This is a genomic window from Streptomyces physcomitrii, from assembly GCF_012273655.1.
Taxonomy (GTDB): domain Bacteria; phylum Actinomycetota; class Actinomycetes; order Streptomycetales; family Streptomycetaceae; genus Streptomyces; species Streptomyces physcomitrii.
Genome location: NZ_JAAWWP010000031.1, coordinates 1 through 14,402 on the forward strand (window position 1 = coordinate 1; position 14,402 = coordinate 14,402).

At 73.1% G+C, this 14,402-nt stretch carries 12 protein-coding genes; 5 read left to right on the plus strand and 7 right to left on the minus strand.

Features of this window, described 5'->3' with window-relative positions:
• Window positions 1-136: 136 nt before the first annotated feature.
• Complete coding sequence (locus HFV08_RS29430) at window positions 137-922, minus strand: FHA domain-containing protein (protein WP_168543631.1); 786 nt, start codon at window positions 920-922, stop codon at window positions 137-139.
• Window positions 923-1,267: 345 nt separating this feature from the next.
• Between HFV08_RS29430 and HFV08_RS29435 the strand changes: the two genes are divergently transcribed.
• The 4 genes from HFV08_RS29435 (at window position 1,268) to HFV08_RS29450 (ending at window position 7,957) form a co-directional block, all read left to right on the plus strand.
• The gene (locus HFV08_RS29435; protein ID WP_312885881.1) at window positions 1,268-3,166 is read left to right on the plus strand and encodes a serine/threonine-protein kinase; all 1,899 of its coding nucleotides are present in this window, start codon (window positions 1,268-1,270) and stop codon (window positions 3,164-3,166) included.
• Between the two features lie 100 nt (window positions 3,167-3,266).
• On the plus strand, window positions 3,267-4,553 hold the full coding sequence (locus HFV08_RS29440) for a low temperature requirement protein A (RefSeq protein WP_168543633.1): 1,287 nt from the start codon (window positions 3,267-3,269) through the stop codon (window positions 4,551-4,553).
• Between the two features lie 227 nt (window positions 4,554-4,780).
• Window positions 4,781-7,042: an RICIN domain-containing protein gene (locus HFV08_RS29445; RefSeq protein ID WP_312885882.1), complete on the plus strand. Its 2,262-nt coding sequence runs from the start codon at window positions 4,781-4,783 to the stop codon at window positions 7,040-7,042.
• Window positions 7,043-7,264: 222 nt separating this feature from the next.
• Entirely contained in the window at window positions 7,265-7,957 is a 693-nt protein-coding gene (locus tag HFV08_RS29450) for a GntR family transcriptional regulator (RefSeq protein WP_168543635.1), read from the plus strand.
• A gap of 43 nt (window positions 7,958-8,000) precedes the next feature.
• On the opposite strand, the gene HFV08_RS29455 is transcribed toward HFV08_RS29450, so the two are convergent.
• Entirely contained in the window at window positions 8,001-9,476 is a 1,476-nt protein-coding gene (locus HFV08_RS29455) for an aminopeptidase P family protein (RefSeq protein WP_312885883.1), read from the minus strand.
• 215 nt (window positions 9,477-9,691) lie between these two features.
• Entirely contained in the window at window positions 9,692-9,994 is a 303-nt protein-coding gene (locus HFV08_RS29460; protein ID WP_168543636.1) for a hypothetical protein, read from the minus strand.
• Between the two features lie 327 nt (window positions 9,995-10,321).
• On the opposite strand from HFV08_RS29460, the gene HFV08_RS29465 reads away from it, so the two are divergent.
• Window positions 10,322-10,876 carry a GH25 family lysozyme gene (locus HFV08_RS29465; protein ID WP_168543637.1) on the plus strand — a complete coding sequence of 185 codons (555 nt, stop codon included), beginning with the start codon at window positions 10,322-10,324 and terminating at the stop codon, window positions 10,874-10,876.
• Between the two features lie 126 nt (window positions 10,877-11,002).
• Here the strand turns inward: HFV08_RS29465 and HFV08_RS29470 are convergent, their stop codons facing one another.
• From HFV08_RS29470 to HFV08_RS29485, 4 genes are all read right to left on the minus strand, one after another.
• Window positions 11,003-11,218 (minus strand): EF-hand domain-containing protein, encoded by a 216-nt coding sequence (locus tag HFV08_RS29470; protein ID WP_107071284.1) that lies wholly within the window; start codon window positions 11,216-11,218, stop codon window positions 11,003-11,005.
• Window positions 11,219-11,370: 152 nt separating this feature from the next.
• On the minus strand, window positions 11,371-11,964 hold the full coding sequence (locus tag HFV08_RS29475) for an ADP-ribosyltransferase (protein ID WP_168543638.1): 594 nt from the start codon (window positions 11,962-11,964) through the stop codon (window positions 11,371-11,373).
• A 183-nt stretch (window positions 11,965-12,147) separates the two neighbouring features.
• Window positions 12,148-13,356, minus strand: coding sequence for a YVTN family beta-propeller repeat protein (locus tag HFV08_RS29480; protein ID WP_168543639.1), 1,209 nt, complete (start codon window positions 13,354-13,356; stop codon window positions 12,148-12,150).
• Window positions 13,356-14,183: a polysaccharide deacetylase family protein gene (locus HFV08_RS29485; RefSeq protein WP_210430940.1), complete on the minus strand. Its 828-nt coding sequence runs from the start codon at window positions 14,181-14,183 to the stop codon at window positions 13,356-13,358. Before HFV08_RS29485 ends, HFV08_RS29480 begins: the two co-directional genes overlap by 1 nt.
• Window positions 14,184-14,402: the final 219 nt, after the last annotated feature.

Sequence of the window (14,402 nt, forward strand, 5' to 3'; positions counted from 1 at the left end):
GCCACCCAGAGGTGGCAGATGCGGCTCCAGCAACGACCACTCACGGTTCGTCAGATCCCCCCGACCCATGCCCAAACCAACGAGCGACCGGTCAGAAGGTCACATGATCCGCCGGACACCCCCTAGGGGCCCGCGGTCAGTGCGTCTCCGGCCAGTCGAGGTCGTCGTCGAGGAGGTTCAGGTCCGGCGGCACCAGGGTGGTGGACTCCACCAGGCCCTTGAGCAGGTTGTGCAGGAGGCTGTTGTCGGAGGGGCGCTCCTCGGGCCGGTCGTGGATCAGGGGGTACTTGAAGCCGGTGCCGTGCAACCGGCGGCGGACGGCCTCCACCCGGTACTCGATCCGGCGGACGGTCCAGCCCGACTCCGGGCGCAGATAGGCGAGTTGCTCGACGGCGCGGCCGTAGGTCAGGGGCCGCGGGTCGGGCTCGTACTCCAGGTAGTGGCGGCCGAGGACGACGAGCAGGAGCCGCTCGTCCTCGCCCAGCGCCCAGCGCTGCGGCCGGACGGTCTCGGCGCGGCGGCTGGCCACCGGACCCCGGTCGTCGTGGTCGGCCACGTACAGCTCGACCAGGTGCTCCCGGTGGCCCGAGCCCTTCACGAACAGGGGGGTGTAGCCGGTGGGGAGCGGGATCGGCGCGGAGCTGCCGTGCATCATGCGCCCGCGCGGCAGCCGGACGAGCTGCTGCCCGGTGTTGCGCAGCCACCAGCTCCCGGCGCGGTACGTCAGTTCGCCGTGCTGCCGGCTCACCCACCGGTCGTCCACGCCGACGCCGAGGTCGGTGTCCGGTTTCTCACCGCGCCCGAAGCGGACGGTCCGCCCGGGGGTGGGCGGGGCGGTGAGATCACCGCTGAGCGTGCGGGCGTGCAGGGTGCCGGGCTCCCCCGGCGGGACCCCGCGCGCCAGGCTGTCCGAGCTGCTCATCGCCGTCTCCTCGCGCTCGTCGTACCGCCCGGGGGCGCTTTGGCCATGGTCGGGCCCGGGGCGCGTGACCCCTCCCGGAGGTCCGGGTGCAGGGGCCCGGGGATGCCGGTCTCGGGGCCGGGTCCGCCGGGTCCGGCGCAGGATCATGCCACCGGTTCCGGACAGGCTTCCCCACGATTTCGGCCAGGTACTCGGTGGATTGAGACGTTGTCCCGGGAGCCGCCGCCGAGCACGGCGGCAAATGGGCGGGATACGGGGAGTGCGCTCGGCGGTACGCAGTACATTCGGTCCGCGTTCCGGGGGTGCCGAGGCGGGTTCCGGTCTTTCGTCGAGGGGAGTGCGGCTGTGCGTCGGGGGGAGAGGGTCGGCAAGTACCGGCTCACCGGCGGGCCGGTCGAAGGCGGCCAGGGAGCCGTCTGGTTCGCCGTCGACACGGAGCTCGGCCGCCCCGTCGTCCTCAAGCGCGCCCGGGTGGGGGACACCGGCCCCGGCAGCTTCGACCAGGTGCTCGCCGAGGCCCGCGCACTGGCGAAGTTCAGCCATCCGCACGTGGTGACGCTCTACGACGCGGTACGCACCGGCAAGGACGAGCGGGCCGCGTTCTGGCTGGTCCTGGAGCATGTGCAGGGCGGCAGTCTGGACGTCCCGCTGAAGCTGACCCCGCAGCTCGCCGGGGGCGTCGGCGCGCAGATCGCGGGCGCGCTGGCCGCCCTGCACGCCAAGGGCCTGGTGCACTGCGACGTCAAGCCCGGCAACATCGTGATCACCGAGGACCGTACGGCGAAGCTGGCGGACTTCGGCGCCGCGCTCCGGGTGGACTCGCACACCACGATCACCCCCAACGGGCCGCTCAGCCTCACCCCCGCCTTCGCCGCCCCCGAGGCGATACGCGGCGCCCCGGAGCGCGCCTCCGACGTGTTCTCGCTCGGCGTCACCCTGTACCAGCTGGTCACCGGGACCCCGCCGCTGCGCGGCCCCGGGCACGCGGTGCGCCTGGAGACGCTCAGCCCCCGGCTCGGGCCGCTCACGGAGGTGCTCACCGCGATGTTGCAGCGCGACCCGGGGGCCCGGCCCTCCGCCGCCGCGGCACAGGGCTCGCTCACGGAGCTCACGGGCGGGCCCCGGGCGCTCGCCGAGGACCACAGGCGCGAGCTCGACACCCTCCAACTCGCCCCGGCCACAGGGCGGTTCACCGAGGCCTCGTTACCGGGCCCGGCCCGGCCGACCGTGGCCTGGGACCGGACCGCCCCCCTCCGGCGGCGGCCGCTCCTCGCCGCCGGTGCCGCCGTGGCCGCGGCGCTCGCCGTCGCCGTACCGCTGCTGCTGATGAACGGTGACGGCAAGGAGGCGAAGGAGGACGGGGCCGCCCCGGCCACCGGCAGGCCGCCCGGCGCCGCCGCCTTCCTCGGCGACCACCGGACGGCCGACCCCTGCGGACTGTTGGAAGTGCGGGGCTTCGACGCGTACGAGGAGGCTCTCCCGGACCGCGATCAGGGCAACTTCAACCGCTGCGACCTGCGGCTCCAGGCGGACGGGGAGGATGTCGTGGACGTCCGGGTGGAGTTCGACGAGGAGGGGCTGCCGGAGCAGGAGCGGCGGCGGACCGAGGGCGGGGTGACCGTGGTGGAACTCGCCGAGAAGAGCAGCGAGTGCGAGCGGGTCCTGCGGGTGACCGAGTCTCCCGAGGAGGGCAGCGTGCGGGTCACCGCGGTGGCGCGCGAGCCCGGCGAGCTCAGGCAGGAACTGTGCCAGACCGCCGGTATCGCCACCGCCTTCGCGGCCGGGGTGCTCGACGGCGGCGGGGTCCCGCGGCGGAAGGCGGACTTCGACGACCGCTCGCTGGCCTTGATGGACGCCTGCTCGCTGCTCGACCAGAAGGTGCTGGAGAAGGATCCCGGGGTCAGCGTCGGGGAGCCGGAGGCCGGGTTCGGGGACTGGGCCTGCCAGTGGAAGTCCACCAGCGACATGGAGGTGGACCTCCAGTTCGACCAGGGCAAGTCGCCGCGGGGCCCGGGCGTCGGCGAGGTCACGTACAGCGGCCACGGGGGCTTCGTGATGCCGGACCACGAGGGCCCCCGGTCCTGCCGGGTCGAGTTGGTCCACCGCACCTATCTGGGCGAGGGCCAGCGGCGCGGCACCGAGCGGGTGGCGTTCACCGTCCAGCGGGCCCCCGGGAAGGTCGACCCCTGCAAGGTCGGCAAGGACCTGGCCAAGTCGGCCGCCGAGTCGCTCTCCTCCGCCTGAAGCGGTCCGGGCGCGTTCCGCCTTCCGCTGTGCCCCGCCTGCCCGACAGGCCCCGCGCCGCCGGGCGGAGCCTCCGCTTCCATCCGGCATCATGCTCCGCATGAGCCATAGGGAACACGCCGGTGCCGGGCACCGGGGCAAGCTGTCACACCGGCTGGTGCCGATGACCGGGCGGGACCCGGACGAACCCGGGCGCTCCGCCTCGCCCCTGGAACTCCTCTTCGACCTGACCTTCGTGGTCGCGGTCGGCACCGCGGCCGCCCAGTTCGCGGATCTGGTGGCCGAGAAGCACACCGGGCAGGCGATCGCCGCCTTCGTGCTCGCCATGTTCGCGATCAGTGTGGCGTGGATCAGCTTCAGCTGGTTCTCCTCCGCCTTCGGCACCGACGACTGGCTCTACCGCGCCCTGACGATGCTGCAGATGATCGGCGTCGTCGTCTTCTCGCTCGGCATCCCGGCGATGTTCCACTCGGTGGCCGAGGGCGAACACCTGGAACTGCGGGCCATGGTGATCGGCTATGTGGTGATGCGGATCGCGATGGTGCTCCAGTGGTGGCGGGCCGCCCGGGAGTCGCCCGGCTTCCACGACGTGGGGATGGCCTCGATCCGCTGGACCGTGCTCGCCCAGGCAGGCTGGGTGGTGGTCGGCTTCGTGCACCTGCCCTGGGCCGCCGTCTTCGCCGCCGTCGGCGCGCTCGGGCTCCTGGAACTGGGGCTGCCGGTGCTCACCCAGGGCGGCGCGGGCGGGACGCCCTGGCATCCGCACCATGTCGCCGAGCGGTACGGCCTGTTCGCCCTCATCACCCTCGGCGAGGGCGTGGTCGGCACCGTCGCCTCCTCCGGCGATCTGCTCGGCGGCGGCGACGGGACGCACTGGACGCGGAACGCCGTCGCGGTCGTCGTCGCCGGGGTCGGGCTGACCTTCGGCATGTGGTGGGTGTACTTCAGCACCCCCTTCGGCGACATCCTGGTCCACCGCCGCGCCCGCGGCTACCTCTTCGGGTACGGGCACATCCCGCTGTTCATCGGAGTGGCCGGGGCCGGGGCGGGACTGCATGTGGCCGGCCTGTACCTGGAGCACCACACGGAGATCGGCGAGAGCGCGGTCGTCCTCGCGCTCGCCCTCCCGGTCGGCCTCTACCTGCTGATGATCTACCTCCTGCACACCCTGCTGCTCTCCGCGGCGGACCGCTACCACCTGCTGCTGATCTCGCTCACCCTCGCGGTCCTCGCCGCGGCGGTGCTCCTCGCCGCCGCCGGGGTGGCGCTCGCGGTCTGCCTGCTCGTGGTGATGCTCGCCCCGTTCGTCACCGTGATCGGCTACGAGACGGTCGGCCACCGGCACCAGCGGCAGATGCTCGACGACCTGGCCTCGGGCGCCCGCTGACGGCGACGGGACAGCTCCTCGTCCGCCCCCGCTTCCGCACCGCCCCGGCACTCCCGCGTCACCCAAAGTCCAAGTGTTGCCGCCGCTGCGTCCATGTCCGCGGCCGGGCGGCGGGTGCACGCTGCCGTAGAGATCCGGACAGCGGGCCGGGCCGGCCAGGACGGCCCGCGGCAGCCGCGGCGTGGGCCCCGAGGCCCCCGAAGCCCCCGATGACGAGGAGTCCCCCCGTGTCAGCTCCCCGAAGAAGATGGGCCGGCGTCCTCACCGCCGCGGCCCTCGCGGTGACCGCGGGCGGCGCCGCGGTGACGGCCCCGGCCGCCGCGGCGCCGCCCGCGCCCGCCGACCCCGCGGCCACCGCCCCCGCCGCGAAGGCCTCGTACACCGTGTCCGTCGGGGCGAAGGGCACCTGGACCCATCCCGACGACACCCCGGCCGGTACCTATATCGACAAGGACGGCACCTTCTACTACCAGCAGGCCCACGCGCTCTACTCGGCCTCGGACTCCCGCACCTGGGACTTCTTCACCGGCACCGACTTCGACAGCGCCACCCGCTCCGCCGCGATCAGCGACGCGGTGGACCCCGCCAACTCCGCGGACCGCAACAACGACACCACCTGGCGCTGCGACAACAGCCCGACCGGCAAGGAGTCCACCAAGGCCCCCGCCGGCTCGCACTACTCCCAGCGCAACTACTGCGACCTGGCCGGGGTGTGGGTGGACCCGGACACCGGTCACTGGTACGGCCTGGTGCACAACGAGTTCACCCCGCAGCCCTTCGGCGACGGACTCCACTACGACGCGATCGACTACGCCGTCTCGAAGGACCAGGGCAGGACCTGGAAGATCGAGGACCACGTGCTGACCTCGCCGTACAGCACCGAGCGCGGCGACGAGGCGGCCTTCCCCCAGCAGACCTACCACTACGGCGACGGCGACCCGCGGCTGTACGTGGACGCCGCCTCCGGCTACTTCTACGTCTACTACGGCTCCCGGATCGTGGAGAAGGGCGGCGGCTGGAAGGCCTTCCACGCCCATGTGGCCCGCGCCCCCCTCGCGCAGAAGATGCGGCCCGACTCCTGGCAGAAGTGGTACGACGGGGCCTGGCAGGAGCCCGGAACGGGCGGCCGGGAGAGCAATATGGTGCCGGTCGGCTCCGGGAGCAGGACCGGGTACACGCCCCCGTCCGGCGAGTGGGACCCGGCGACCGAGGGCACGGTCGACGAGCAGGTCGCGGCGGGCGAGATGCCGGGCACCTCTCCGCTGTTCGTCATGGACATCACGTACAACGCGCATCTGGGCCTGTACCTCGGTGAGCCGCAGGCCGTCGACCAGAGCGGCAAGGCGCCGCAGCAGCTCTACGCCACCCGGGACCTCGCCACCCAGAAGTGGGAGCTGATCGGCGACACCGGGAGCCACACCAACGCCTCCTGGTACCGGTGGTTCCTCGACGGGGCGAACCGGACGAGTTCCTCGATCGTCGGCCGGGACTTCCGCTCGTACTGCTCCTTCGGCTGCTCGGGCGACTCCTCCGGCGAGTACGTCAACCTGCGCGTCGACTCCGCGCGGACCGCCTCGCCGGTGGAGTCCGGCGGTACCTACCGCATCGCGGGCGCGGGCGGCCGCGTCCTCGCCCAGGAGTCCGGCGGGAGCGCCACCACCTCGCTGGCCGCGGCCGGCGGATCCGGCCTGGACGCCTGGGAGTTCACCGCCAACGGCGACGGCTCGTACCGCATCGCCAACTCCTCGACCGGGCAGCTGCTCGGCGTCGCCTCCTCCTCGCCGGGCACCCGGGCCTGGGGCACCAGACCCACCGCCACGGCGGCCGGGCCGGGCGGTCCCGCCGTCGGCCAGCAGTGGTTCGTGCTCCCCGGGACCTCCGCCGAGGGCGGCGGCACCGGGACGTACCGCCTGGTGAACCGCTACAGCGGGCTGGCCCTCGGCCTCTCCGGCAAGGCGGGACGGCTCGCCGAGACCACCCCGGTACGCACCTGGACCGACACCTCGGGCAGCGGCGTCGGCGGGGCGCGTACCGCCGCCGAGCAGACCCTTCGGCTCAGCCCGGTGCCGGGGTCCGGCTCGCTGAACGGCACCCGCACCCTGGCCGTCGGCGGCAAGGCCCTGGACGTCCCCGGGCACAGCAAGTCGCCCGGCACCCAGCTCACCACCTACGCGGCGGGCGGCGGCGAGAACCAGAAGTGGAAGTTCACCCGGCAGTCCGACGGCGCGTACACGCTCACCGGCGCCGAGTCCGGGCTCTGCGCCGATGTGGACGGCGGTTCCGCCGCCGCGGGCGCCAAGGTGATCCAGTGGACCTGCACCGGCGGCGCCAACCAGCGCTGGCGGGCCGCGCGCCAGGCGGACGGCGGCTACACGCTGACCTCGGTGCACAGCGGGCTGCTGCTCACCACGGCCTCCGGGGCGGACGGCGCCCTGGTGACCCAGCGCGCCGGCAGCGGCTCCGCACTCCAGCGGTGGAAGCTCGACTGAGCTGCTGAGCACGGGGGTTCATCGCAAGGGGCTCCTTCCTGATCCGGCTGAGCGCCGGGCCGCCGGAGGAGGTTCCGGGGGCCCGGCGCCTTCGCGGGGTGGGGCGGGACCGGGGCGTACCGGTCCCGCCCTGCTCCGGTCCACCGGCGGGACGGCCGGGCGCCGAAGACCGGGCGATATCCTGGGGCACCCGCGGACGGGCACGAAGGGAACGCCACGGCGATGGGCCACCTGAAGCAGCAGCACGACCTCGGCTCCGGCAGGGAGCGGCTGCGCGACCAGGTCGCCCATGTGCTCCGGGCCGCGCTGATCTCCGGCGAACTGCGGCCCGGCCAGGTGTACTCCGCGCCGGTGCTCGCCGAGGACTTCGGGATCTCCGCCACCCCGGTCCGCGAGGCCATGCTCGACCTGGCGCGCGAGGGCCTGGTCGAACCGGTGCGCAACAAGGGCTTCCGGGTCACCGAGGTCGACGAGCGCGACCTGGACCAGTACACCGAGATCCGCGCCCTGATCGAGATCCCCACGGTCTGCGCGATCGCCGCCTCCGCCACCCGCGAGCAGCTGGAGGCGCTGCGCCCGGTCGCCGAGGAGATCGTGGCGGCGGCCCGCGAGCACGACCTGATCCGGTACCTGGAGGCGGACCGCCGCTTCCACCTCTCGCTGCTCGCCCTCGGCGGCAACGACCGCCTGGTGGAGACCGTCGGCGAACTGCGCAAGCGCTCCCGCCTGTACGGGCTCCGCGTGCTCGACGAGCGCGGCGAACTGCTCCCCTCGGCCGAGGAGCACCGCGAACTCCTCGACCTGATGCTGGCCCGCGACCTCGACGGCACCCGGGAGTGCGTGACCCGCCACCTCGGCCATGTGCGCTCCCTGTGGGCGGACGAGCGGGGCCCCCGGGACCGGACGGGCGTCTGAGCCGCCGCCCCGGTGCCCCGACTCCCGCCGCGGGAAGGCCACTTCAGCCCCTCAGCGCCGCCATCCAGGCCTCGACCTCCGCGGCCCGGCGGGGCAGGGCGCCCGAGAGGTTCCGGTTGCCGTCCTCGGTGACCAGGATGTCGTCCTCGATACGGATCCCGATGCCCCGGTACTCCTCGGGCACCGTCAGGTCGTCCGCCTGGAAGTAGAGGCCGGGCTCCACGGTGAGCACCATGCCGGGCTCCAGGGTGCAGTCCACATAAGCCTCGGTCCGCGCCTCGGCGCAGTCGTGGACGTCGAGGCCGAGCATGTGACCGGTGCCGGCGAGCGTCCAGCGGCGCTGGAGCCCGAGCCGGTACACCCGCTCCACGGGGCCCTCGACGATCCCCCACTCCACCAGCTTCCCGGCGAGGAGGCGCTGGGCCGCCTCGTGGAAGTCGCGGTAGGCGGCACCGGGCCGCACGGCGTCGATACCGGCCTGCTGCGCCTCGTACACCGCCTCGTAGAGGGTGCGCTGGAGCGGGGTGAAGCGGCCGCCGACCGGGAGGGTGCGGGTGACGTCGGCGGTGTAGAGGGTGCGGGTCTCCACCCCGGCGTCGAGGAGCAGCAGCTCGCCCTCGCGGACCGGGCCGTCGTTGCGGACCCAGTGCATGATCGTGGCGTGCGGTCCTGCGGCGCAGATGGAGCCGTAGCCGACGTCGTTGCCCTCGACCCGGGCGCGCAGGAAGAAGGTGCCTTCGAGGTAGCGCTCCGAGGTGGCCTGCGCCTGGTCGAGCACCCGCACCACGTCCTCGAAGCCGCGGACGGTGGAGTCGCAGGCCTTCTGGAGTTCGCCGATCTCGAAGTCGTCCTTGACCAGGCGCAGTTCGGAGAGGAACTCCCGCAGCTCCTCGTCCCGTTCGGCGGTGGTCCGGCCGTCGAGGGCCGCCTCCACCCCGGCGTCGTGGCCGCGGACCACGCGCACCGGGCCCTCCCCGCGGGCGAGTTCCTCGCCGAGGGTGCCGACGTCCCGGCAGGGCAGGCCGTACAGCATCGCGGCCTCCGCCAGGCTGTGCCGGCGGCCGGTCCAGAGTTCGCCCCGGGCGGAGTCGAGCCAGAACTCGCCGTTCTCGCGGCTGGAGCGCGGCGGCAGATAGAGGTGGGCCCGGTGGCCGCCGTCCTCGGCGGGCTCCAGGACGAGGACGCCGTCGAAGGTCTGGTCGCCGGTCAGATGCACATACGCGGTGGCGGCCCGGAACGGGTAATCGCTGTCGTTGGAGCGGACCTTGAGGTTTCCGGCCGGGACGACGAGCCGCTCACCGGGGTAGCGGGCGGACAGCGCCGCGCGGCGGCGGGCGGTGTGCCCGGCCTGGGGCAGCGGGGCGAGATCGCGCAGTGCGGTGTCGGCCCAGCCGGAGGCCATCAGCTCGGCCAACTCCGGTGAGACCTGCGGGTAGAGCCGGTTCTTGCGGTTTCCGGCGACCGGCGCCCGGCCGGCCGCTGCACTCGCGGATCCGGCGGGGGTGCGCTCGTCCGTCACGTCATGCCTCCTCGGGGGCCGCCGCTCCCGGTGGGCGCGGCGCAACAGCGGTAACAGTGCAATGTCACATGCTATAGACCGCCGCCGAGACGGGACAGAGACGGGCGGCCTGGGGCCGATGAGCGCTGCTGCTCCTCGGCCCCAGGCCGCCCGCGGTCGTACGGGAGGGGTCGCCTTACGGCGCCTGACGCGGCCGGACCGGTCCCGGACGGGGCCTAGTGGTCGTCCCAGTGGCCGTCGTGGGCCGCGTGCCGGTGGCCGTCGTGCACATAGTCGACGTGGTCGCCGTGCGGGACCGCGACATGGCCGCAGCCCTCGCCGTGCGCGTGCTCGTGGCCGCGGTGCTCCTGGTGGGCGCCGCGCTTGCACTCGTCCACATGACCGTCGTGGCCGCGGTGCAGGTGCCCGTCGTGGGCGTAGTCGACATGGCCGTCGTGCGGCACGGCGACATGGCCGCAGCCCTCGCCGTGGGTGTGCTCGTGCCCGGGGTGGGTCGGGTGTTCCGCTGCTGTGGTCACCGTGGGTCAACTCCATGGGTCCGAAACTTCTGCTTTGTCACCTCTTGTCGAGGCTGGCACAGGCGGCCCGTACCGGCAAAGCAGGGCCCGGCCGCCGCGCCGGAGGGCGGCCGTACGGGCGCGGGGCAGCGGTCCGGGGACTGCGAAGTGTGTTCGGTATGTGACCGGAAGGCGTGCCCGCTCCCCCGGTCCGCCGTGGTCCGGGCGGGGTCCCGCGGGGCGCGGCGCCCCTGTGACGGCACGGTTACGGCTCGCCGGGGGTGGGCCCCCGCGTCACTGGGAACACCCCAAGTAACGGGGAAACAAGCCGAGTTCGCGGAGGGCCGGATGATCTACGGGGTCGATGTCAGCAGCCATCAGCCGACCGACTACAGCACCAAGGGACTCTCGTTCGTCTTCATCAAGTCGACCGAGGGCCGTTCCTACATCAATCCCAGGCTGGCCGGACAGACGAAGACCGCCCGGGACGCGGGCTGCCTCCTCGGCTTCTACCACTTCCTGTGGCCCGGCAACATCAAGGCGCAGGCCGAGTACTTCGTCGGCAAGACCCCGGAGAAGGCGGGGGACTTCCTCGCCTGCGACTGGGAGATGAACGGCAGCGGGACCTACGCGAGCAACGCGGAGAAGGACCAGTTCATCAAGGAGGTCCGCAGGCTGCGCCCGCACAACAAGGTGCTCCTGTACTGCAACCGGGAGTTCTGGCTCAACCGGGACACCACCTCGTACGCGGGCGACGGGCTGTGGATCGCCGACTACGTGACGGCGGGCAAGCCGCGGATCAAGGCCGACTGGGCCTTCCACCAGTACACGGACACCCCGCTCGACAAGAACGCCGGCGACTTCCGCAGCAAGGAGACGCTGCGGGAGTGGGCCCAGCGCTGAGCCGGGGCGTCCGGACGGGGCGCCGGGCCCGGGGGCGCTTGCCCGCCCGCCGGGCGCCGGACGCGGCCCCGGAACGCCGAGCGGCCCGGCACCCTCGCGGGGCCGGGCCACTGGGCGGACGGCGGGTCAGGCCTTGTTGAGGCTCGCCCAGAACTCGTCGAAGGACAGCACCTTGTCCCCGTTGGCGTCCTTGGAGGCGATGATGCTCTCCGCCACGGACTCGGTGACGCGGAAGTCCCCGAGCTGCGCCATGGCGCTCTTGTACTCGGCCGCGGTGATGTAGCCGTCGCCGTCCGCGTCGTAGCGCTCGAACGCCTTGCGTGCTTCCTCGATGCTCGTCACCGAATCCGCCCCTTCTTGCTGCATGGATGACGGGGTCAGATTATCCGTACGCGAACGGAGCCCGCCGGGCGCCCGTCGCGGCTGTGTCCCAAGTGGTACCCGGGGCGCGGCGGATGCCCGGCGGATTCACCGGATCCGCCGGCACACAGCGCTCAGCGCCAGGAGGCGTAGTGCGGGTTGCTGCGGCACTCGTCCATGATCTCGGTCTTGGTCTGCCGGTCGACCGGGCAGACACCGAGGATGTACTCGCGGGCGATGCCGCCGGGGAAGGCCACCTCGCGCTGGTTCGCCCAGCGGTGCGTGTCGCCGATGGTCTTGTTGACGTCGATGCCGCCGGGGGCGTCGATGTAGTAGTTGAAGCCGCTCTTCCACTGCTTGTACAGGTCGTGGTCGTAGGTCGTGGAGACGTACGGCGAGGGCTGGTTGACGAGGACGTACTTCTCGACGTCGTACTGGCCGTCCAGCGGCGCCTTGGGCTGGAAGCCCTCCTCGAAGACGGTCTCCGGGGCGCGGCCGTCGGCGCGGTAGAGGGTCTCGCAGCTGGTGCGCCAGGTGGGCTCCGGGGTGATGCGCCCGACGTCCACGCGGCGGTCGGCGGCCGGGGTCAGCGGGTCGTAGACCTGGGGGCAGGCCGGGGCGGCGGCGGCCGCGGGGGAGGTCGAGGTGGCGATCGCCGGTCCCGCGAGGAGCGCGGCGAAGGCGAGCGCGACGGCGGCTGCGCGCCGCCGGATACGAGGTGTGATCATGCCGGAAGGATCGGGGCGCCCGGGCGCCGGAGGCGGGACCTTCACCCTCCGGTCGGCGTGTCCCCGAGTTCCGCCCCCTGGACGCCCGTTGACGCCGGGGAGATGAGGAGATGAGACGACGAGCGGGCCCCCGCGCCCCGTTCCGGCCGCGGCAGGCCCGCCCGTGACCTCAGCTGCCGGCCGTCAGCGGAAGACGCCGGTGTGGCCGAGCGAGTAGCGCCCCGGCTGCGGGTAGACGGCGAGTCCGTGCGGGCCGCTGCCGACCGGGATGCGGGCGAGCTGCCTGCCGGTGCGGGTGTCGATCGCGTAGACCTCCTCGTCGTAGCGGCCGGAGAGCCAGAGGACCTTGCCGTCGGCCGAGACGCCGCCCATGTCGGGGCTGCCGCCGTCCGGCAGGCGCCACTTGGCGGCCACCTTGCCCTTGGCGAACTCGAAGACGGAGATGGTGCCCTCGCCGCGGTTGGAGACGTACATCTGCCGCGAGTCCCTGCTGACGTACAGCCCGTGCGCGCCCTTGCCGGTCTTGAGCAGCTCGGGCTGGCTGAACTTCGCGCCGTCGAGGACCCACACCCCGTCGGCCATCATGTCGGCGATGTAGAAGGTCGTGCCGTCCGGCGAGATCTTCACGTCCTGCGGCATGGCGCCCTCGAAGGGGAGCTTCTGCCGGGCGACCACCTTCATCCGGGCGGTGTCGACCTTGAGGAGTTCGCCGGAGAACTCGCAGGAGACGATGAAGTAGCGGCCGTCGCGGGAGAAGTCGGCGTGGTTGACGCCGTAGCAGCTGACCGGCTCGGTCCGCTTGCGCTCCATGGTGTGCGCGTCGCGGAAGACGAGTTCCCGGTCCAGCGAGGCCATCACGATCGCGTACTTGCCGTCCGGGGTGAAGTACAGGTTGTACGGGTCGTGCACGTCCACCGGCTTGCCCGCCTTGCCGGTGCGGGGGTCGATCGGGGTCAGGCTGTTGCCCTTGTCGTTGTTGACCCAGAGCGTCTTGAGGTCCCAGGAGGGCACCACGTGCTGGGGCTGCGCGCCGACCCGGATGGTCCTGATCACCTTGTACGTCTTCGGGTCGATCACGGAGACCGTGTCGGAGTTGGTGTTGGGCACGTACACCCGGGAGGGGAAGTCCTTGACCACCGGCGAGAGCCTGCCGGGGCGGTCGGCGGCGTACAGGTCGCGCGGATCGGTCACCGGCGGCATGCCGGGCAGCGCCCGCTCGGGCCGCGACTTAGCGGCCCGGGCGGCGCCGGGGCTGCCGGAGTCCTTCTTCGCGGGCTCACCGGCGCCGGAGCCGCCGCCGCATCCGGCGAGGACGGCGAGGGCGGCACAGGCGAGCAGGGCGCCGGTGCGCCGGGTCAGGGGGCGCCGGGTGGCGGCGGGGCGAGGGGGCATCAGCTCAGCAGCTCCGTGGTGGTCACGGCCTTGAGGCCGCGGCGGGCGAGTTCGTCGAGGAGGGCGGGCAGGGCGGCGACCGTGCCGGGGTAGCCGAAGTGCAGGCTCACCACCGCGCCGGGGGCCGCGCGGGCGGCGACGGTGCGGACCACCGCGGCCGGGCCCGGCGAGGTGTGGTCGAGCGAGTCCACGCCGTAGGACAGGACGTGCGGGTACCCCTCGGCGCGGGCGAGCGCGGCCACCAGGGGCGAGGCGCGGCGGGTGCGGGAGGGGCGGAACCAGGTGCCGGGTGCGCCGGTGAGCCGCCGCAGCCGCCGGGCACAGTCCGCGATCTCGGCGCGGGCCTCGTCCCGGGGCAGGGCGTTGATGTCGAGATGGCGCTGGGTGTGGTTGCCCAGCTCATGGCCGCCGTCGAGGACGCGGCGGGCGAGCGCGGGGTACTCGTCCAGCCAGGTCCCGACGGCCAGGACGGTGATCCGGGCGTCGGCGCGCTCGGCCTCGGCGAGCAGGGCGCGGGCCGTCGCGGGCGTCCCCCGCCCGTGGAAGGTGAGCGCGATCCGCGGACGCCCGGCGGGGCCGCGCTCGATCTGCTCGGGGAGCCCGGGGAAGCGGCGGGGCCCCGGCGCCGGGGCGTGGTGCCGGGCACGCGCGGAGGCACCGGGCGAGGGGGTCGCGGAGACGCCGCCGGTTCCGGGCGGGGCCGTACGGGCGGACGCGCCGGGGCCGTCCGCTTTGGTGCTCGCGCATCCGGCGGCGAGCGGGGCGAGGACACCCGCGGCGCTCATCCGCAGGGCGGTACGGCGATCGGTCGTGGTCACTCGCCCCATTTAAGGGGGGTTGGGCGCAGAAGCCGATGATTTGACCGGTCACCTGCCCGCCGGGTCGCCGCCGCCGACCCTTCCGAATCCGGAAGCGACACCTGTCAAAGCTCTGCGGAAGCTCAAATTCATCCACCCTATTGCAGGGCCGTGGCTCACATCACCATGGATTCACCTTCCGTATGCCGCATTAGTTGAACTATGTCGCTTTCGCGGCTTTGAATTGTG